The sequence below is a fragment of the Eilatimonas milleporae genome, from assembly GCF_003688555.1.
GTDB classification, from domain to species: Bacteria; Pseudomonadota; Alphaproteobacteria; order Sphingomonadales; family Kordiimonadaceae; genus Eilatimonas; species Eilatimonas milleporae.
In genome coordinates, this window is sequence record NZ_REFR01000013.1 from 135,297 (window position 1) to 154,951 (window position 19,655).

At 60.4% G+C, this 19,655-nt stretch carries 22 protein-coding genes; 1 reads left to right on the forward strand and 21 read right to left on the reverse strand.

The genetic code is table 11. The annotated features are described in order from the left end of the window. Positions 1-8: 8 nt before the first annotated feature. The 12 genes from argE to BXY39_RS13685 form a co-directional block, all read right to left on the reverse strand. Complete coding sequence (gene argE, locus BXY39_RS13630) at positions 9-1,220, reverse strand: acetylornithine deacetylase (RefSeq protein ID WP_211332254.1); 1,212 nt, start codon at positions 1,218-1,220, stop codon at positions 9-11. After that, a complete protein-coding gene (locus BXY39_RS13635; RefSeq protein ID WP_121939440.1) occupies positions 1,217-3,217 on the reverse strand; it encodes an acetyl-CoA carboxylase biotin carboxylase subunit in 2,001 nt (666 codons plus the stop codon). Before BXY39_RS13635 ends, argE begins: the two co-directional genes overlap by 4 nt. After that, a complete protein-coding gene (locus tag BXY39_RS13640; RefSeq protein WP_121939441.1) occupies positions 3,189-3,488 on the reverse strand; it encodes a hypothetical protein in 300 nt (99 codons plus the stop codon). Before BXY39_RS13640 ends, BXY39_RS13635 begins: the two co-directional genes overlap by 29 nt. A gap of 34 nt (positions 3,489-3,522) precedes the next feature. After that, positions 3,523-5,055 carry an acyl-CoA carboxylase subunit beta gene (locus BXY39_RS13645; RefSeq protein ID WP_121939624.1) on the reverse strand — a complete coding sequence of 511 codons (1,533 nt, stop codon included), beginning with the start codon at positions 5,053-5,055 and terminating at the stop codon, positions 3,523-3,525. A gap of 144 nt (positions 5,056-5,199) precedes the next feature. Next, entirely contained in the window at positions 5,200-5,913 is a 714-nt protein-coding gene (locus BXY39_RS13650; RefSeq protein ID WP_121939442.1) for an ATP12 family chaperone protein, read from the reverse strand. 26 nt (positions 5,914-5,939) lie between these two features. Beyond that, on the reverse strand, positions 5,940-6,455 hold the full coding sequence (locus BXY39_RS13655; protein ID WP_121939443.1) for a hypothetical protein: 516 nt from the start codon (positions 6,453-6,455) through the stop codon (positions 5,940-5,942). Continuing rightward, complete coding sequence (locus tag BXY39_RS13660) at positions 6,452-7,126, reverse strand: HAD-IA family hydrolase (protein ID WP_121939625.1); 675 nt, start codon at positions 7,124-7,126, stop codon at positions 6,452-6,454. Before BXY39_RS13660 ends, BXY39_RS13655 begins: the two co-directional genes overlap by 4 nt. Positions 7,127-7,131: 5 nt before the next feature. Next, complete coding sequence (locus BXY39_RS13665) at positions 7,132-8,094, reverse strand: RluA family pseudouridine synthase (protein ID WP_245999218.1); 963 nt, start codon at positions 8,092-8,094, stop codon at positions 7,132-7,134. Positions 8,095-8,108: 14 nt separating this feature from the next. Further along, positions 8,109-8,486, reverse strand: coding sequence for a fluoride efflux transporter CrcB (gene crcB, locus BXY39_RS13670; protein ID WP_121939626.1), 378 nt, complete (start codon positions 8,484-8,486; stop codon positions 8,109-8,111). A gap of 41 nt (positions 8,487-8,527) precedes the next feature. After that, positions 8,528-9,394, reverse strand: coding sequence for a hypothetical protein (locus BXY39_RS13675; protein ID WP_121939445.1), 867 nt, complete (start codon positions 9,392-9,394; stop codon positions 8,528-8,530). Then, a complete protein-coding gene (locus BXY39_RS13680) occupies positions 9,394-10,731 on the reverse strand; it encodes a replication-associated recombination protein A (protein WP_245999220.1) in 1,338 nt (445 codons plus the stop codon). The genes BXY39_RS13675 and BXY39_RS13680 overlap by 1 nt, the downstream gene beginning before the upstream one ends. A gap of 28 nt (positions 10,732-10,759) precedes the next feature. Continuing rightward, positions 10,760-12,259 carry a Do family serine endopeptidase gene (locus tag BXY39_RS13685; protein WP_245999228.1) on the reverse strand — a complete coding sequence of 500 codons (1,500 nt, stop codon included), beginning with the start codon at positions 12,257-12,259 and terminating at the stop codon, positions 10,760-10,762. Positions 12,260-12,469: 210 nt separating this feature from the next. Here BXY39_RS13685 and BXY39_RS13690 point away from each other — a divergent pair, with 210 nt between their 5' ends. Continuing rightward, a complete protein-coding gene (locus tag BXY39_RS13690; RefSeq protein ID WP_121939447.1) occupies positions 12,470-13,099 on the forward strand; it encodes a LysE family transporter in 630 nt (209 codons plus the stop codon). On the opposite strand, the gene BXY39_RS13695 is transcribed toward BXY39_RS13690, so the two are convergent. The 9 genes from BXY39_RS13695 to rpmD form a co-directional block, all read right to left on the reverse strand. After that, a complete protein-coding gene (locus BXY39_RS13695; protein WP_121939448.1) occupies positions 13,089-14,111 on the reverse strand; it encodes a glycosyltransferase family 2 protein in 1,023 nt (340 codons plus the stop codon). The genes BXY39_RS13690 and BXY39_RS13695 overlap by 11 nt on opposite strands. A gap of 118 nt (positions 14,112-14,229) precedes the next feature. Beyond that, positions 14,230-14,661, reverse strand: a complete 432-nt coding sequence (gene rplQ, locus BXY39_RS13700; protein ID WP_121939449.1) for a 50S ribosomal protein L17 — start codon at positions 14,659-14,661, stop codon at positions 14,230-14,232. Positions 14,662-14,730: 69 nt separating this feature from the next. Next, entirely contained in the window at positions 14,731-15,747 is a 1,017-nt protein-coding gene (locus BXY39_RS13705) for a DNA-directed RNA polymerase subunit alpha (RefSeq protein WP_121939450.1), read from the reverse strand. Positions 15,748-15,855: 108 nt separating this feature from the next. Then, the gene (gene rpsK / locus BXY39_RS13710) at positions 15,856-16,245 is read right to left on the reverse strand and encodes a 30S ribosomal protein S11 (RefSeq protein WP_121939451.1); all 390 of its coding nucleotides are present in this window, start codon (positions 16,243-16,245) and stop codon (positions 15,856-15,858) included. A gap of 78 nt (positions 16,246-16,323) precedes the next feature. Next, complete coding sequence (rpsM, locus tag BXY39_RS13715; protein WP_121939452.1) at positions 16,324-16,692, reverse strand: 30S ribosomal protein S13; 369 nt, start codon at positions 16,690-16,692, stop codon at positions 16,324-16,326. Positions 16,693-16,827: 135 nt separating this feature from the next. After that, positions 16,828-17,481 (reverse strand): adenylate kinase, encoded by a 654-nt coding sequence (locus BXY39_RS13720; protein ID WP_121939453.1) that lies wholly within the window; start codon positions 17,479-17,481, stop codon positions 16,828-16,830. Continuing rightward, positions 17,478-18,809: a preprotein translocase subunit SecY gene (secY, locus tag BXY39_RS13725; RefSeq protein ID WP_121939454.1), complete on the reverse strand. Its 1,332-nt coding sequence runs from the start codon at positions 18,807-18,809 to the stop codon at positions 17,478-17,480. Before secY ends, BXY39_RS13720 begins: the two co-directional genes overlap by 4 nt. A gap of 161 nt (positions 18,810-18,970) precedes the next feature. Further along, positions 18,971-19,426 (reverse strand): 50S ribosomal protein L15, encoded by a 456-nt coding sequence (gene rplO, locus BXY39_RS13730; RefSeq protein WP_121939455.1) that lies wholly within the window; start codon positions 19,424-19,426, stop codon positions 18,971-18,973. 32 nt (positions 19,427-19,458) lie between these two features. Beyond that, the gene (gene rpmD / locus BXY39_RS13735) at positions 19,459-19,650 is read right to left on the reverse strand and encodes a 50S ribosomal protein L30 (RefSeq protein WP_121939456.1); all 192 of its coding nucleotides are present in this window, start codon (positions 19,648-19,650) and stop codon (positions 19,459-19,461) included. Positions 19,651-19,655: the final 5 nt, after the last annotated feature.

Here is a 19,655-nt window from a genome sequence, read left to right on the forward strand (position 1 = left end):
CCGCTGTCCTATTCCTTGCCGCCCGACAGGGCCCGACCAACCCGTTTCATAAAGTGGCAGCATGCCGCCAGCTGATCGAGCGTGACATATTCGTCCGGTTTGTGGGCCTGGGCAATATCGCCGGGACCGCAGACAACCGTCGGGCAATCCACAGCCTGAAAATGGCCGGCCTCGGTCCCGAAGGCGACAACGGTGGTCTCATTGCGCTGCGCCAGCCACAATGCAAGTGATTGGCCGTCCGTGCCCGGTTCCGCCATCAATGGCGGTAAATAGGCCCAGCGCTGCGTTTGCACACCCTCGGATATCCCCTGTGCCGCCATCCCCGGCAGCACGGCCGCCGTGACATGGGCGGTAAAAGCGTTCAACACGCGCGATCCGTCCTCACCGGGCAGAACTCTCTGGTCCCAGTCGAACCAGCAGTTTTCGGGAACAATATTGAAGGCGAGCCCCCCTTCGACGCGCCCCACATTGATGGTGGTATATGGTGGGTCGAACATGTCGTTCCGGGGGCCATGATCCGCCTCCCACGTCGCCATATCGGTCAATTTGCCGATCAGGCCGGCGGCAATCGCCACCGCATTGACGCCGTCCGGTGTTCGGCTGGAATGCGCGGCCCGTCCGGTAACAGTGGTCCGGTAGACATGCTGCCCCTTGTGCGCGGCGGCCACCTGCATCGATGTCGGCTCCCCCACGATCACAAGGCGCGGCGCGGCAACATGGTCCTTCAGAACCGGCGCCAGCGACTGAATGCCCAGACACCCCACTTCCTCGTCATGGGTCAGGACCAGATGCACCGGTGCATTCAGGGCCAGTTTGGCAAAATACGGCACAAATGCCAGCGCCACGGCAAGGAATCCTTTCATGTCCGCCGTGCCCCGGCCATAAAGACGGCCGTCCCGTTCGCTCAGAATGAACGGGTCGCTGGACCAGTCCTGCCCGGTCACCGGTACGACATCGGTATGACCGGACAAAACGATGCCGCCGGCCGCATCCGGACCGATTGAAGCCGTCAGGTTGGCTTTCGTGGCCTCGGCATTGAACTGAAGGCGCGCGCTGACGCCGTGGGCGTCCAGATAGGTCTCGACAAAACGGATCAGGTCCAGATTTGACAGATGGCTGGTGGTATCGAAGGCCACCAGCCGGCCCAAGAGACCGCGGGCAGCGGTCATATAACCGGCGATGTCGCCGGCTACGCCGCCTGCATCCCCCTCCAGTGTCACGCGGCCTCGCTCTCAAACTCCAGGATCACCGCATCCACCGCCAGACTGTCACCGGGCGCGGCCCGCACTTCCTTGACCACGGCATCCTTTTCGGCCTTGAGAATATTTTCCATCTTCATCGCCTCGATCACGGCCAGCGCCTGACCGGCCTTGACCTCATCCCCGGCTTTCACCGAGACCGAGACAACAAGCCCCGGCATAGGACACAGCAGATACCGGCTGGTGTCGATGGCGGCCTTTTCAGGCATCATGGCGTTCAATTCCGCCGCGCGCTCACTCAAGACCCTGACGCAGCGGGTCACACCGTCGGTCGACAATGTGAAACCAAGCGTTTCCCGTTCCACCTCGATCGCATGCGATATACCGTCTATCTCCGCCCGTAATATGGGTTCGCCGGGACGCCAGTCCGTCTTGAGGATGTGCCTGACGTCATTCAACATCACGACGGCATGATCCTCATAGGGGAACACTTCGGACCGGGTCGCTTCCTCTCCATCCAGTGACACACACCAGATGCGGGCCTGCGGGCCGCTGCGGTCACTGATTTTGCCTTCAATCTGTGTCGCCCTGGAAACATGCACCGCGTTCACAAAGACGGCTGAGGCCAGCATGGCGGTCCGTACCTCATCGCTGACGGGCCCGCCATTGAAGCCATCCGGATATTCCTCGGCGATAAAGGCGGTGGTCATATCCCCGCTCTGGAAACGGGGGTGCGCCATCAGCGCGGACAGGAACGGAATATTATGGGCGATACCGCGTATAAAATACTCATCCAGCACCTGGCGCTGTGCCGCGATGGCCTCATCCCGGGTGGCGCCCGTGGTCACCAGCTTGGCGATCATGGGATCATAAAACATGGAAATTTCGGCGCCTTCATAAACACCTGTATCCACGCGGACATGCGCATTTTCCTGCGGGGGCCGATACCGGGTCAGTCGCCCGATGGAGGGCAGGAACCCCCGGAACGGATCCTCCGCATAGACGCGGGTCTCGATCGACCATCCGTTTAGGCGCACATCCTTCTGGGCCAGTTCCAGTTTTTCGCCCGCCGCGATCCTCAGCATCTGTTCCACCAGGTCGATACCCGTGACCTGCTCCGTCACGGGATGCTCCACCTGAAGGCGGGTGTTCATTTCCAGAAAGTAGAAATTCTTGTGCTTGTCGACGATGAACTCGACCGTGCCGGCACTGGTATAGCCGACCGCCTTCGACAGGGCGACAGCCTGCTCGCCCATGGCCTTGCGCGTGGCCTCATCCAGAAACGGGCTGGGCGCCTCTTCCACCACCTTCTGGTGACGGCGTTGGATGGAGCATTCGCGTTCTCCCAGATACAGGGCCGTCCCGTGGGCATCCGCCAGGACCTGTATTTCGATGTGGCGCGGCTCCTCGACAAATTTTTCGACGAACACACGGTCATCGGCAAAGGAAGAGCGGGCTTCATTCTGCGCGGACACGAAGCCTTCCTTGGCTTCCTGGACCGTGTAGGCAATCCGCATGCCCTTGCCGCCGCCCCCGGCGGATGCTTTCAGCATCACGGGAAAGCCGATGCTTTCGGCAATTTTCGCCGCTTCCTCCGCGTCTGCGATGATGCCCATATGCCCCGGCACGGTGGAGACACCGGCATCGGCCGCGATCTTCTTGGATGTGATCTTGTCGCCCATGGCCTCGATCGCCTTGGCCGGCGGACCGATAAAGGCGACGCCTTCCTTGGACAGGCGCTCGACAAATTCCGCCTTTTCCGACAGGAAACCATATCCCGGATGGACGGCTTCGGCCCCGGTCTCCTTGCAGGCCGCGACAATCTTGTCGATCACCAGATAACTTTCCGCCGCCGCCGGAGCCCCGATGAAAACAGCCTCGTCCGCCATGTCCACATGCAGGGCATCGGCATCCGCCTCGGAATACACCGCCACGGTCCTGATTCCCATACGCCGTGCCGTCTTGATAACCCGGCAGGCGATTTCCCCCCTATTGGCGATCAGGATTTTCTTGAACATCCTCGTCCTCCTCCCGGTCTCTATACTGATAACTGCGCTGTTCCTGTTTGTGGCGGGCCCGAACCCCGGCAAGAACCCAGACCATCCCCAGAACAAAGACCAGCACCCAGAAAATAATACGATGCACGCCCTCGGCCGCGACAAACATCATCGCCAGTCCCAGCCCGACGGCGGACCCCAGAACGAAGCCGTTCAAAAAAGCGGCCTTGCGGCCCTCGCTCGCGGCGGGGCCGACCTGCTTTTCCAAATCCTTCGGCAGCGGCGGGGCCATTGCTTCCCTTACCGTTTCGTTTTGAAACAATGCGTTAAAGCGGGATATTGTCGTGTTTTTTCCACGGGTTGGAGAGCGTCTTGTTCTCCAGCATCTTCAACCCGCGAATGATGCGCTTGCGCGTATTGTGGGGCAGGATCACCTCATCCAGAAAACCGCGCTGGGCCGCCACAAACGGGTTGGCGAAAAGATCCTCATAGCGCTTGGTATGTTCGGCCAGCTTATCCGGATCGTCCCGGTCCTTGCGATACAGGATCTCCACCGCGCCCTTGGCGCCCATCACGGCGATTTCGGCGCTCGGCCACGCATAGTTCAGATCGCCGCGCAGATGCTTGGACGCCATCACGTCATAGGCCCCGCCGTAAGCCTTGCGGGTGATGACGGTGATTTTGGGCACCGTCGCCTCCCCATAGGCAAACAGCAGCTTTGCGCCATGCTTGATAATGCCGCCATATTCCTGCGCCGTACCGGGCAGAAAGCCGGGCACATCGACCAGCGTGATGATGGGAATGTTGAAACAGTCGCAAAACCGCACGAACCGGGCGGCTTTCTTGGAGCTGTTGATGTCCAGACAGCCGGCCAGAACCATGGGCTGGTTGGCGATGATACCCACCGGCGCACCGTCCATACGTGCCAGACCGGTGATAATGTTCTGGGCGTGATTGGGCTTCAGCTCGAAGAAGTCCCCCTCGTCCACCAGTTTCTCGATGACCTCGTGCATGTCATACGGCTTGTTCGGGTTGGACGGCACGACAGTGTCGAGGGACATTTCCACCCGCTCCGCACTGTCGAAACTGGGACGTTTCGGCGCCTGTTCACGATTGTTCAGCGGCAGGAAATCGAAAAACCGCCGCAGTTCGGCAAGCGCCACGACGTCATTCTCAAAGGATTTGTCGGCCACGCCGGACTTTGTGGTGTGGGTGATGGCGCCGCCCAGCTCTTCCTGCGTCACCACCTCGTTCGTCACGGTTTTCACCACATCCGGCCCGGTGACGAACATGTAGGATGTATCCTCGACCATGAAGATGAAGTCCGTCATCGCAGGCGAATAAACAGCCCCGCCCGCGCACGGTCCCATGATCATGGAAATCTGGGGAATCACGCCGGAGGCCAGAACATTCTGCTGAAACACGTCGGCATAACCGCCCAGGGCCGCCACCCCTTCCTGAATGCGGGCGCCGCCGCTGTCGTTCAGGCCGATGACGGGCGCGCCTGTTTTCATCGCCATATCCATGATCTTCAAAATCTTGTTGGCATGCGTCTCTGACAGGGATCCGCCGAAAACGGTAAAATCCTGGGAAAAGACATAGACCAGACGCCCGTTGATCGTGCCTGAGCCCACCACGACACCGTCGCCGGGAAACTTGGTTTTTCCCATGTCGAAGTCGGTGCAGCGGTGTTCGACGAAGGTGTCGTATTCCTCGAAACTGTCATCGTCGAGCAGAAGGTCGATCCGTTCTCGCGCGGTCAGCTTGCCCCGGGCATGCTGGGCCTCGATACGCTTTTCACCGCCGCCCAGACGCGCCTTCGCGCGTCGGCGTTCCAACTCTTCCAACACTTCTTTCACCTGGGGTCCCTCCCGAAGAGCCATATATGCGTTCGCGAAAGGGCCGGCTGTCACAGCCGGTGAAGTGCTTTGTTGCCCTCACCCCTCTGCGTGCAAACTGTCCCTTCATATCGGGAAATCCCGTCGAGGAAAAGACGTTCGTTCCTAAGGGTTTTGATTGCCTTCGGCGATCACCAGCCGGTCGAAGCGAAAAGCGGCCTCCACATCGGCCCGCCGGTGTGCCTCCACCGTTTCGGACTCGGCATCGCGGCCCCAGCTGTCCGCCTGAAAATCCTCGTCCACGCGGCTGGCGTCCCATATGGCGGCCATATCGCGGAAACCGGCCTGTGCCGCAAGGCCAAGCACCAGGGACCCAAGGCCGGACGTCAACCCGTGCAGCGCGGTCAGACGGAAAGAATCCAGCGCATCCACATGGCCGTATAATGCCGCCAGCGCATCCTCATTCTGGGTGACAGGCATGATCCCGTGCGTGATGACGAGCCGCGCCGACAATGCATCCGCCGCCCATTTCAGATACGGGTCCCACTGCCTGGATTGCAGCGCCACGAGACTGTCGGGTTCTTCCGCGCGGTAACACAGCAGGTCGCTGGCACCGAATGCCGCAACCTCTGCCACCACATCATCGCGGTTGGGCGCCACACGGTCCAGCACCGTATAGGCCAGACTGGTCAGCGGCATGGTGGCGGGTTCTATCCGCTCGCGCTGGGCGGCCCATTCCCCGGCCAGTGCACGTGCCAATGCGGAGGATGGCACACGCAGCGTTTCACCCGCAGGTGTCCGCACCACCCGCCCGTCCAGGGTCAGTTCAAAACCCCTATCCGAGCCCCGGGCCGCCACTTCCTTGTAAAAACGCTTCATGACAGGCTTTCACTTCCCAAGGCAGGTCAGGCCGTTCGGTCACGGTCCTCACTGCTTTTATCCCCGGCTCCCGAATTCGGGAGTGACATGTCCGTGCCTGAAGCACCGCCTTTTTGTTTTTCCGCCTGCATCTGACGGGTCGCCTGCGCCAGTTGGCGGCGTGTGGCACGGGCCTGTTTGCGCCGGCTGTTCTGGCGTTTGGTGTCCGCTGCGGTATCGACCTTGAAACTGCCGGTAAAATGATACCCCTCATTCATATCCCGACCGTCATCCGGTTTCAGAACGACGTCATGTCCCAGAAGGCGATTGCCGAGGCGGGGCACCCGGTAGCACAACAGCAGGGCAAGGGCAATCAGCACCAGGCTGACAATCAAAATGGCAAAAGGGGTCTGAGAGCCCATCGGCGACAGGCCAAGAATGGCATCCTCGTACAGATAGGCGGCCACCGCCAGGGCCGCAACCGCCGATGCCGCCACAAGAAACCCCCTGCGCGGTGTCAGCGCCTGATCGATGGGCCGATCTTTTGGCGTTTTAGAAATCATCCCCTCAATATCTCCGCCACCAGGTCGGGCACTATATCATAGCTGTCCGCCACATGGGACGCCCCGGCCGCGACGAGGTCTCCAGCCGGATGATAGCCCCACGACACACCGAGAGCCTTGCTGCCGGCCGCCTGTGCCATGGCCATATCATAACTCGTATCGCCGACCACCACGGCTTTGCCCGCATCCGTGCCCGCATCCATCAGCGCCTGCTGCACCATGGAGGGGTGCGGCTTTGACGGGTGCGCGTCCGCCGTTTGCAGCGAAATAAAATAATGGTGGATACCGTGACTGTGCAGCACCCGCACCAGCCCGCGCATGGATTTGCCCGTGGCAATGGCAAGTTGGTATCCTGCGTCATCCAAGGCAGCCAGCGCCTCCAGCGTGCCGGGGAAAAGCGGTTCGACCGTATGGTCGTCCGACACTGTCATGGCGCGAAACTGCGACTTGTAGCGCTCGGCAAGATGCACATGCTGCCGTCCGTCGCCGTCCGGCATCAGCGCCGCCATCGCATCGACGAGGGACAGGCCGATGATCGACCGTACCTCTGCCGCCGAGGGCGGGGTCAGCCCTTCCTGTGTGAAGGTATCGACCATCACGCTGACGATATGATGCTGGCTGTCCACCAGCGTACCGTCACAGTCGAAAATTACCAGTCTGTCAGCCTGCATGGCGGTCACATATCCACAAATGGGTCTTCATGATCAGCCGGATTGAAGCCGAGCGCCTCAAAGCTTGCCTTTATGTGCGGCGGCATGGGCGCGGCGATGCGCAGCCGCCCGCCGTCCGGATGGGTAAAAGCGATGCTCTCGGCGTGCAGATGCAGCTTTTTCGAGATGACGCCACCCAGATAGGCATCCTCGCCGCCGTATTTGCCGTCACCGACAATCGGATGACCAATTTCCGCCGTGTGCAGGCGCAGTTGGTGTGTACGTCCGGTGTGCGGCTTCAGCGCGAGCCAGGCGGCGCGCTTGCCCGCCCTGTCCATGATGGCGTAATCGGTCAGTGACGGTTTGCCGTCCGGGCTGACCACCATGCGTTCCGCGCCGCGCACGGCCACCTTGTCCATGGTCAGGCGGATACGGCCCATGGGCTCTTTCGGGACACCGGTGACCAGTGCCCAGTAGCGCTTGTCCGTGTCCTTGGACGCGAAATTTTTGGCGAGCGCGGCGGCCGCATTCGCCGTGCGCCCCAAAAGCAGCACGCCCGAGGTATCCTTGTCCAACCGGTGGACAAGACGCGGCCGCTCCGGTGCGTCATATTTCAGGGCATCCAGCAGGCCGTCCAGATGGCGCTTCTGTCCGGTGCCGCCCTGCGTCGGCAGACCCGGCGGCTTGTTCAGGGCGATGACCTTGTCATCCTTGTAGATGACCCAGCCGCGCACTTCCGCCACCGTGGCGTCGTCCAGTGCGGGGCATGGGGCGGTCTTGTTTTTTTGCAGCCCAGCCTCGCCGGCGAAGGGCGGTACGCGGATATCCTGCCCCGTCTCCAGCCGTTCATTGCCCTTGACCCGCCTGCCGTCGAGCCGCACGGCCCCCTTGCGCATCGCTTTCTGTACCGCGCCGAAACCGGCCTCGGGTACATGGCGGCGAAACCAGCGGTCCAGCCGAAGCCCGGCATCCTCGGGCGTCACCTTCATATGGCGGACGCCACTCATAGTGCGGCCTTGCCCATCTGCATGCCGAGATAGGCGCCGGACACCGTCAGCAGAACCGACCCGACCACATAGGCCAGGACCTGTGCCCATTCACCGCGTTCGATCAGCAACATGGTCTCCATGGAAAAGGCGGAAAATGTGGTGAAACTGCCCAGCAGGCCCACAGTCAAAAAGCCACGCAATGCCATATTCCCCGGAAAGCCGGGCGCCAACAGGCTGATGGCCAGACCGATCGCGAAACTACCGGCAACATTGATCGCCAGCGTACCATAGGGAAAATCCCCTCCGAACAGACGGAAAGCCGCGCTGCCGGCAAAATGCCGCAGGACGGCACCAAGCGCGCCACCAAGCGCTATGGCTGTAACCAAATGCATGAAATGCCCGTTATAACCCTGATACATCTCTGGTTTCATACTTATCTGATACCGAAGACCCAGCCTTCGGTGCGCGCGACTTTAGGCGAAAGACCGGGCGGATTCCAGTAGCCCGGATCGCCTGCTGCCTGCATCATGCCGGCGGCGCTAATCAGTGCGTCTGCCGCATTATCGTTCTTGTCAACCGGTCCCATACCATCCGCCAGCCGGGCACCGTAGGACTCCACCAGCCGGGACAGGGTGCGATGGTCGCGCACTTTGCCCTTGTGACCGTCTGTTTGCACAAAAACCGTGCAGAATATTTCAACAATGGCGATCCGGGCACCGTCCAGAGCGTCAAACGGCCATATGGCGATGTCTTCATGATCCGCAAGCATGTTCAACACTCTCATCAGAGAAAGAGATGCTTTGCCGACCTGACTTGCACCAACAAGGTGAAAAACGGTTTCCGCACCGAATTTTTGCTGTTTGCATAATATCTCCGTCTTACGGAAACGACGGTAATCGGCATTCACACGCCCGATATCACCCTGAAAAAAATTCGACGCATATCTGTCCACGAAACCGCCGCCAAACAGGTCGGCGTCATCCTGACAGACACGCTCCACCTCTTTCCATAAAGCGTGCGGCGTATCGGCCATGGGCAGTTCGGTCAGATACCTGCCGTGATCCAGAAAGGGAAAAGAGAACGCACCGTCAAATCCGATCAGGGCCCGTGCCCCTTTTGGCAGCCAGTCGCCATGAACCATCCAGTCCAGCACACGTTGCCTTGACCATGAACCATTTGGCGGGTCCATGAGTTTGACCTGACGCGTGTGCGCTTCCGCGACAGCCACGGCGATCGCGTTTCGCCCCACTTTCCGGGCACCGGACCAGTCAATGCCGACGAAATGGGTGAAGTCCCCCATCAATCCCGTATCCCGTCGGCTTCGCTGGACTCATCGGCTGTCAGGCTCGCGCGCAATTTGTTGAAATAGGCGAGACGCTTGGCCATTTCCCGCTCGAACCCACGCTCAACCGGGCTGTAATAGCCTTCGCGCGGCATGTCGTCCGGAAAATAATTCTGCCCGGAAAAGCCGTGCGCGGTATCATGGTCATACGCGTAGTTTTTGCCGTAACCCTCATCCTTCATCAATCGGGTCGGCGCGTTCAGGATATGTTTGGGCGGCATCAGGCTGCCGGTGGCTTTGGCGGCTTTTTTCGCCGCCTTTTCGGCCCGGTAAGCAGCGTTCGACTTCGGCGCAAGCGCCAGATAGATCACCCCTTGCGCAATGGCCAGTTCGCCTTCGGGACTGCCAAGGAATTCATAGGCATCGCGCGCGGCGATCAGCTGCGGCAGGGCCTGCGGGTCGGCCAGTCCCACATCTTCGCTGGCAAAACGCACCAGCCGCCGCAACAGATAGAGCGGATCTTCGCCGGCCACCAGCATACGGGCAAGCCAGTACAGCCCGGCATCCACGTCCGAGCCACGCAGGGACTTATGCAGGGCGGAGATGAGATTATAATGCCCGTCCCGATCCTTGTCATAGCATGGCGCGCGCCGCTGCAACAGCCGTGTCATCTCCTCGGTGGTGAGTGTATCGTCAGCCACCAGATCGAAGAGCGTCTCGACACAGTTGAGCAGATAGCGGCCATCCCCGTCCGCCATGGCGATCAGGCTGGCCCGCGCCGGTCCGTCCAGCGGCAGGGGACGTTGCATCAAGGCCTCCGCCCGTTCGATCAGGGTGTTCAGCGCCGCCGTGTCCAGACGGTTCAGCACCAGCACCTGCATGCGCGAGAGCAGCGCGGCATTGATTTCAAATGACGGATTTTCCGTCGTTGCACCGATCAGCGTGACGGTGCCGTCCTCCACCACGGGCAGAAAACTGTCCTGCTGGGCCCGGTTGAAGCGATGGATCTCGTCCACGAACAGCAGGGTGCCCTGCCCCGTTCCGCGACGCCCGCGCGCGGCCTCAAACACTTTTTTCAGTTCGCCCACGCCTGAGAAAATGGCCGAAACCTGCTCAAACGCCAGATCGGCCTTGTCCGCCAGAAGACGGGCGATGGTGGTTTTGCCGCTGCCGGGCGGCCCCCACAGGATGAGGGAGGCACGCTTGCCGCTGTCCACCAGCCGGCGAAGCGGACCGTCAGGCCCCAACAGATGGTCCTGACCGACCACATCGTCCAGCGCGGCGGGGCGCAACCTGTCGGCCAGCGGCCGGGGAGCGTCCGCATCCAGACCGCCAGCGGTAAACAGATCGCTCACCCGCGCTCCTTTCCTGGTGCCAGTGCGCTCAACGCAGCTGATTGCAGCGGAAAGACCGGTTGGGCACGATGACGCATTCCTGCGCACGGCCACGGCGGCGGAATTGATAGACATAACGGTCTTCCGGGTTTTCTAGCGCGAAGACCACGTCCGCCACACTCTCAATACCGATACCGTTGATGCTCAGCACCACATCGCCGGGGTTGAAAAACTGATAGCGCCCGGCGGCCGTGCGTCGCTCCACCTTCAAGACCGCCACACCGGTCAGGAAGGGGTCGACCTGCAATTCTTCGTTAAAGCGGGGGCTGAGATTGGCCACCGTTACCCCTTGAAAGGGATGCGCACCGTCCAGTTTGGTCACCTCGCGCGGCGGATTTTCCGGCGGCAGGGCCAGACCGACCTCGACCTCGGCAAGCGCGCCGTTCTGCAGAACGGCCAGCGTCGCGGCCTCGCCCTCGCGCAGCGTCGCGACGCGGTAGTTCAGCCCCTGCTCGTCAATGATTTCGCGTCCGTTCAGGCTCAAAATCACATCGCCGGGGTTCAGGCCCGCCTGCGCCGCCGGACCGCCGGGGAACAACGCATCCACAAGGACACCGCCGGGGCGGTCCAGTCCCAGCGTACCGGCCACGTCATTGTTGATGTTCTGTCCTTTGATGCCCAGCCAGGGCCGCGCGATCTGCCCTTCGTCCAGCGCCGCGCGCAGGACCGACTGCACCATGTTGGCGGGCACGGCAAAGCCGATACCGTTGGACCCGCCGGACCGGCTGTAGATCGCCGTGTTGATGCCCAGCAGCGCGCCGCGCATGTCCAACAGCGCACCGCCGGAATTGCCCGGATTGACCGCCGCGTCCGTCTGAATGAAAAAGCCGAAATCGGAGATGCCCTGCTGCGTGCGCGCGGTGGCGGAAACGATACCGGAGGTCACCGTCTGGCCGATGCCGAAGGGATTGCCGATGGCCAGCACGATATCCCCCACCAGCACATCGTCCGAATCCGCCATTTCAAGGCTGGTCAGACGCTCGCCGCCGGTATCGATCTGCAAAATCGCCAAATCGGTGCGCGGGTCCGTCAGCACCAGTTCGGCGTCAAATTCGCGCCGGTCGGACAGCACGACACGGATTTCGTCCGCACCTTCGATCACATGGTTGTTGGTGACGATCACACCGCTGGCCCGGACGATTACACCTGAACCCAGCGAGCCGCGCACGCGTTCCCGCGGCATGCCGAAGGAAAAGCTGTCCCCGAAAAAACGCCGGAAGATCGGGTCGTCAAACAGGGCGGAACGGCGGCTGCGCACCACCTTGCGGGTGTAGATATTGACGACGGCCGGCCCTGCCTCGGACACAAGCGGTGCATAGGACAGTTGCACCTCCTGGCGGCTCTCCGGCAAACGTCTGGTATCCAGGGCCACATCCTGCGCGAGCGAGGCATTTTCAACCCCGGCAAGGGGCGCCAGAACGCCCAGTGTCATGACACTGGCAACAACGGTACGGCACAGGGAAAACAAAGCCGGAAACTTGCAGGCCACGGAAGACGCTCCTTACATTTATGATCTTGTTGTCTGTCCCATATGGACAAGGCTGCCCTTAAAGACAAGGTTTGGCCAAAATAAGGTTTATCAGGCAAAGAGTGCGCAAGAATACGGCCATACGGCCCTGACTGTAAATGTACTGACTGTAAATGTACTGGGACACGGGCACGCCGTCGTATCGGGCCACCTGGGCCGCAAAGGAGGTTTATGCACGGATTTTGGGGAGAATGGGCCTTGCTTGCCGCCGTCATGGCAACGGCGGCGGCCTCGCCGGGGCCGGACTTCGTCATCGCGGTGCGCAACAGCGTGCTGCATGCCCGACGTGCGGGGCTGATGACGGCACTTGGCTTCGCGCTCGGCGTCGGGGTGCATGCGGGTTACAGTCTGGCCGGCATCGGTGCGGTGATCGCCGGCTCCGAGATGCTGTTCACCGCCGTCCGTTTCGGCGGGGCGGTCTATCTGGCGTGGCTGGGCCTGCGCGGGCTGATGTCCAAGGGGGCTGGCGCCGACTCCATTCAGGCCGACGGCCTGCTGCAAAGCCGGCTCAGCGACGGCCGTGCGGTGTGGATGGGGTTTCTGACCAACCTGCTCAATCCCAAGGCCGTGCTGTTTTTCATTGCCGTTTTCACACAGGTGGTTCGCCCGGACGTGCCTGTCACCGTGCAAAGTGTCTATGCCCTGACCTGTATGATTATTGTCGGCGGCTGGTTCGCCTTTGTCGCGCTGGTACTGACCAGCCCGGCCGTCCGCGCGCCATTCTTCCGCGCCTCCATCTGGATCGACCGGCTTTGCGGCGCGCTCTTGATCGTCTTCAGTCTGCGGCTGATTATGGCTTGACCTCCCCTTCCGGCAGGTCGAATTTGGCACGCAGACTAGGCGGCAAGGCTGAACGATCCCCCTTGAGGCAGGTTTTCAGCAGGCCTTCAAGTTCATCATCCCATGGAATGCCGTATTCATTGCGAATATCGACAAGCATGCCGTTCGCTTCCGCCAAGTGACTACGCGCAACCCACTCTAGGCAATCGACGCACTCCTGATACGCTTCGTCGCTGAGGGTCGTCAGCGTGCGATAGGCCACCCAGAGCGTCTGCTTGAACACCATCGTCATGCGGATTTTCAAAGCCACCGGATGCTCCACCAGGGCCTGCGCCACCTGTTTCGGGAAATGGCGCACGCGGCATTGGCGGTGAAGTTCATTATAGGGTTTTGCTCTGGGGTCGCCGGTCCAGCGCTGGCCGTAGTAACGGTTATATCGATAAATAGGGATGTCCGCGACGACGATGGTTTCCGCACGCGCAAGGCTCTTGATCAGAAAACTTAAATCCTCGGCAAAACGCATATGCGCAGGAAAACGGATGTCCGCTTCCTTGAGAAAGACGCGTCGATAGAGGTTGGTGTAAAACCCGTGCAGCTTGACGAGTACCGGCTCTAGGGCCAGCGTCGTGCGGCGAGGCATGGGCAATGCGGCCAAACGTGGGGCCACGGTGCGGTCAGCAAACTGGCCATGTACCATATCCACGGGACCGGTTTTCACACCACCTGCCGTCTCGATGGCGTTCAGAAAAGCTACGGGATCGGCTGTGATCACATCGTCACTGTCGAGGAAGAAAATATAGTCACCGGTCGCCGCTTCCAGTCCCAGATTGCGGGCGCCACCGGGGCCCATATTCACGTCTGACAGAATGACCCGCACATCATCGCCCAGTTGGTCGATATAGCTGCGGTCGCGGCTGGCATCGTCCACCACGATCATCTCATAGCTCGGACCGCAGTGGCGGCGTACAGAATCAAGCGCGGCCCCCAGATAGTCATGGCTATTAAAAAAGGGCGTGATGAAGGATATGTCCATACTGCCTGTCCTACCGTGTCACGGGGAAGGATACCAGTGTACGGTTGACCGCGGCGGCACAAAAAATGGCCGGCAAAACCGGCCATTCTTCACATCTCAAGGGAACCGGCTCTGCCGCTTAGGCCGCCGTCTGTTCCTCAACCGCATCAACGGTTTCAGCGGTCGGGCCGCTGTCCTGGCCTTTGGCGCTTTCGTCACGGTCGACCAGTTCGATCACGGCCATCGGTGCATTGTCACCGTGGCGGAAACCGGCTTTCAAAACGCGGGCGTAACCGCCCTGGCGCTCTTTGTAGCGCTCGGCGAGCGTGTCGAACACTTTGGACACAAGGTCCTTGTCCTGTAGGCGGGCAATCGCCAGGCGGCGGTTGGCCAGACCACCCTTTTTCCCAAGGGTGATAAGCTTTTCCACAATCGGGCGCAGCTCTTTCGCCTTGGGCAGGGTGGTGACAATCTGCTCATGCTTGATCAGCGCTTGGGCCAGGTTCATGAACAGGGCCTTGCGGTGGCTTGCCGTCCTGTTCAGCTTGCGGCCGGCTTTTCTATGGCGCATCGGGTGTCTCCTTCACATGTCCAGTGGCCGGGGCTCGCGCGCTTGGCCAACAGACGGGCTTGGTATGGGTCAATAATCCTGTTCGAGCTTTTTCGCCAGCTCTTCGATATTCTCAGGCGGCCATGCGGGCAGTTCCATGCCCAGCTTCAGGCCCATGGAGGACAGAACCTCCTTGATTTCGTTCAGCGACTTGCGGCCGAAGTTCGGCGTGCGCAGCATTTCCGCCTCGGTTTTCTGAACCAGATCGCCGATATAGACGATATTGTCGTTCTTCAGGCAGTTGGCGGAACGGACGGACAGTTCCAGTTCGTCCACCTTGCGCAGCAGTTGACGGTTGACTTCCGGCTCGTCGTCTTCCTCGTGGCGGACATGCTCTTCCGGCTCATCGAAGTTGATGAAGATGGCCAGCTGGTCCTGCAGAATGCGGGCGGCATACGCCACGGCGTCTTCGGGCGTGATGGTGCCGTCCGTCTCGATCTGCATGGTCAGCTTGTCATAGTCGAGAACCTGTCCCTCACGGGTGTTTTCCACCTTGTAGGACACTTTCTTGACCGGGCTGTACAGCGCATCCACGGGGATCAGACCGATGGGGGCATCCTCCGGACGATTGCGTTCAGCCGGGACATAACCCTTGCCGGACGCCACTGTCAGTTCCATGTTCAGCGTGGCGCCGTCATCCAGGTGACACAGCACCAGATCCTTGTCGAGAACGTCGACATCGGCCACTTCGGAAATCTGCCCGGCCGTCACTTCACCTGGACCGGAAGCCGTCAGATGCAGACGCTTGACACCGTCGCTGGTCACCCGGACAGGCAGTTGCTTGATGTTGAGAACGATATCCGTCACATCCTCGCGCACACCCGGCACGCTGGAAAATTCGTGCAGAACGCCTTCGATCTGGATGCTGGTGACAGCGCCACCCTGCAGCGAGGACAAGAGGACACGGCGCAGGCTGTTGCCCAGCGTCATGCCATAGCCACGCTCCAGCGGCTCGACAACCAGCTTGGCACGGCGCAGCGGGTCCGCGCCCGGCTCAATGCTGACGCCGTTCGGTTTGATCAGTTCCTGCCAGTTTTTCTGGATCACGATGAACCCCTCGCTTCTGTGTCGGGAGCGAACCGCCCCCACAAGGCTATTGCCAAAAGCCGAAAATACGAAAGAAACCGGCCCTCAGCCTGGGCCGGGTTACAATCCTTAAACGCGGCGACGTTTCGGAGGACGCACACCATTGTGCGGGATCGGCGTCACATCGCGGATCGACGTGATGGTGAACCCGATGGCCTGCAGGGCCCGCAGCGCGGACTCGCGGCCCGCGCCCGGACCTTTGACCTCAACCTCAAGGGAGGACATGCCATGTTCCTTGGCTTTCTTGCCGGCGTCTTCGGCAGCCACCTGGGCGGCATACGGCGTGGATTTTCGCGAGCCTTTAAAACCCATCATCCCGGCGGACGACCAGGAAATGGCATTGCCCTGGACATCCGTGATGGTGATCATGGTGTTGTTGAACGTCGCGTTCACATGCGCGACACCATTGGTGATGTTCTTCCGTTCGCGCCGCTTCACGCGGCTCGTTTCCTTAGCCATCTCAATCAGACCCTATGTTTAAAGGGAGGCCCTAAACGGCGTGTTCCCAGATTGTCAGTACAAGATTAAGGTATTTGCTTACTTCTTCTTGCCGGCGATCGGCACAGCCTTACCCTTGCGGGTGCGCGCATTGGTATGCGTGCGCTGGCCACGGACCGGCAGTTTGTTACGGTGACGCAGACCGCGATAGGTCTTGAGGTCCATCAGCCGTTTGATGTTCATGGCCACTTCACGGCGAAGGTCGCCCTCAACCGTGAAATCGCTGTCAATCAGTTCGCGGATCTGGATCACTTCCGAATCCGTAAGTTCCGACACGCGACGCTCCGCCGGAAAGCCGAGACGTTCGCAAATTTTGCCTGCGGTGGTCGAACCGATCCCATGAATATAGGTCAGTGCGACTTCCACCCGCTTGTTGGTCGGAATGTTAACGCCTGCAATACGCGCCACAACCGTTTCTCCTGAATACCTAAATTACGTCCAAAAACCGTCATTCAACAGCGGACGCGTCGAAGCCGGGGATTATATGAATAAAGCCCCCAAGGTCAAGCCCAACATCGTCCGTTTTACACGTCTTTTTTGCGTTTATCCTCGCGCATCCAAGATCGCGTCAATTTCCGCAGCGACAGAAGCAATCTCGCTCATGCCATCCACACGTTTCAGCACACCTTTTTCACGGTAGTGCGTGATTGCCGGCCCGGTTTCCGCATAGTAGGAAGCCAGACGTTTGGCGACCGTTTCCTTGTTGTCGTCAGGGCGGCGCTTGAAATCGGTGCTGCCGCAGATATCACAGACACCGGCCACTTTCGGCTTTTTCGCCGTATCGTGGTAGCCCTCGCCGCATTTTGCACAGGCATAACGGCCGGCAATACGATCAACAAGCGCGGCATCGTCAACCGCAATCTCGATGATCTCATCGGGGCAAAGATCATTGGCGTCCAGCATGGTATCCAGCGCCCTGGCCTGGGCAAGGGTGCGCGGAAACCCGTCAAGCAGAAAACCGTTGGCGCAGTCATCCTCGCGGATCCGCTCCCGCACGATGCCGACCACGATATCGTCGGATACCAGCGCACCGGCATCCATCTTTTCCTTGGCCTTCAGGCCCATTTCGGTTCCGGCGGCGACCGCGGCGCGCAACATGTCACCGGTGGACAGCTGTACAAGACCGCGGTCCCGCTCCAGCCTCTGCGCCTGGGTTCCCTTACCCGCACCCGGCGGGCCGAACAGAATGACGATCATCGGCGGCTTCCCTTCAGACGGGCTTTCTTCAACAAGCCCTCATATTGCTGTGCCATCAGATGGCTGTGAATTTGGGATACCGTATCCATCGTCACATTGACAACGATCAACAGGCTGGTGCCGCCAAGATAGAAAGGCAGCGCCGCCTGACCGATCAGAAGCTCCGGAATTGCACAGACCAGCGACAGATAGCCGGAACCGATCACCGTCAGGCGGGTCAACACATAGTCCAGATATTCCGCCGTCCGTTTTCCGGGACGGATACCGGGGATGAAACCGCTGTGCTTTTTCAGGTTTTCCGACGTTTCTTCCGGATTGAAAACAATGGCCGTGTAGAAAAAACAGAAGAAAACGATCAGCCCCACATACAGCGCGATATAAATCGGTCGCCCCGGTGCCAGCGTCGCCGTCACCGTGGTCAGCCATTCCGGCCCGCCGGTGGCATAAAATCCGGCAACCGTGAGCGGCATCAACAGCAGGGAACTGGCGAAAATCGGCGGGATCACCCCGGCCACATTGATTTTCAGCGGCAGATGAGACTTATCGCCCTGATACATCTTGTTACCGACCTGGCGTTTGGGATACTGCACCACCACCCGGCGCTGGGCGCGTTCGCACAGCACGATGAACCAGATCAGTCCCGCCGCGCCGATCAGCAGCGCCAGCAGAACCGTCAGCGACATGGACCCCGCGCGGTTCAGCTCAAACGCCTGCGCCAGCGTGCCCGGCAGTTCGGCGACGATGCCGGCGAAAATAATCAGCGAAATGCCGTTGCCGATACCCCGCTGGGTGATCTGCTCGCCCAGCCACATCAGGAACATGGTCCCGCCAACCAGTGTGACCACAGTGGTAAAGCGGAAGAACCAGCCCGGATCCGTCACCACGCCCGGCTGGCTTTCCAGCCCGACGGAAAGGCCGTAGCCCTGAACCACGGTCAGCAGCACGGTGCCGTAACGGGTATACTGGTTGATTTTCTTGCGGCCCTGCTCGCCCTCTTTCTTCAACTGCGCCAGATGCGAGTTCATCGAGGTCAGCAGCTGCATGATGATGGAGGCCGAGATATACGGCATGATGTTCAGCGAAATGATCGACATCCGCTGCAACGCACCACCGGAAAAGGTGTTCACCATGTCGAGGAAGCCGCCGCGCATATTGGCGAACATGTTGGCCAGTGCCTGGGCATCGATGCCCGGCAAAGGAATATATGTGCAGAGTCGATAGACGATCAGCGCCCCAAGCGCGAACCAGATCCGCTTTTGCAGCTCTTGCGCCTTGCCGAAAGACGACAGGCGCAGATTGGCCGCCATTTGTTCCGCGGCGGATGCCATTGGCTCTCCCTTCTCAGACCGATTGGCATGCCGGACAGGGTGCCGTTGTTATCGCAGGCGCTGGCCCGGCAGAGGCCCGACTTGAAATTCATGAAACGCGCGGGCGTTTCACAACCGGGCCGGGCCGCAGCCCGAACCGGACAGGGTCGCAAAAACCCCGCTTAAGCCAATGTGATCTTGCCGCCGGCTTTTTCAACCGCCTCGACGGCCGCTTTCGACGCGCCGGTGACGGTGATGTCGACCTTGGCCGTCAGATCGCCCTTGGCCAGAAGCCGCACACCGTCGACAATCTTGCCGACGAGACCGGCATCGGTCAGGGTTTCCGCCGTGATCGGCTTGGCTGCGTCAATCTTGCCGGCGTCAATCGCCTTTTGCAGGCGTCCGGTGTTGACCAGCTCATAGTCCTTCTTGTTGCGCGAGGTAAAGCCACGCTTCGGCAGACGCATATGGATCGGCATCTGGCCGCCTTCGAAGCCGTTGATCGCGACGCCGGAACGCGCTTTCTGACCCTTGTGGCCGGACCCTGCGGTCTTGCCCTTGCCGGACCCGATCCCGCGGCCAACGCGCATGCGCTCCTTGCGGGCGCCGGCATTATCCTTCAGTTCGTTGAGTTTCATCTCATCTCTCCGGTCATGGTGTCGAAGGCAATTCAGTCTTCGACACGGACCAAATGGTGCACCTTGTCGATCATGCCGCGCACTGAGGGGGTATCTTCCAGTTCCCGCGTGCGGTGCATCTTGTTCAGGCCAAGGCCGATCAGCGTCTCACGCTGGTCTTTCTGACGGCGGATCGGGCTTCCGATCTGCGTCACCTTGAGGGTTTTTTTCTTTGCAGCAGCCATCAGAC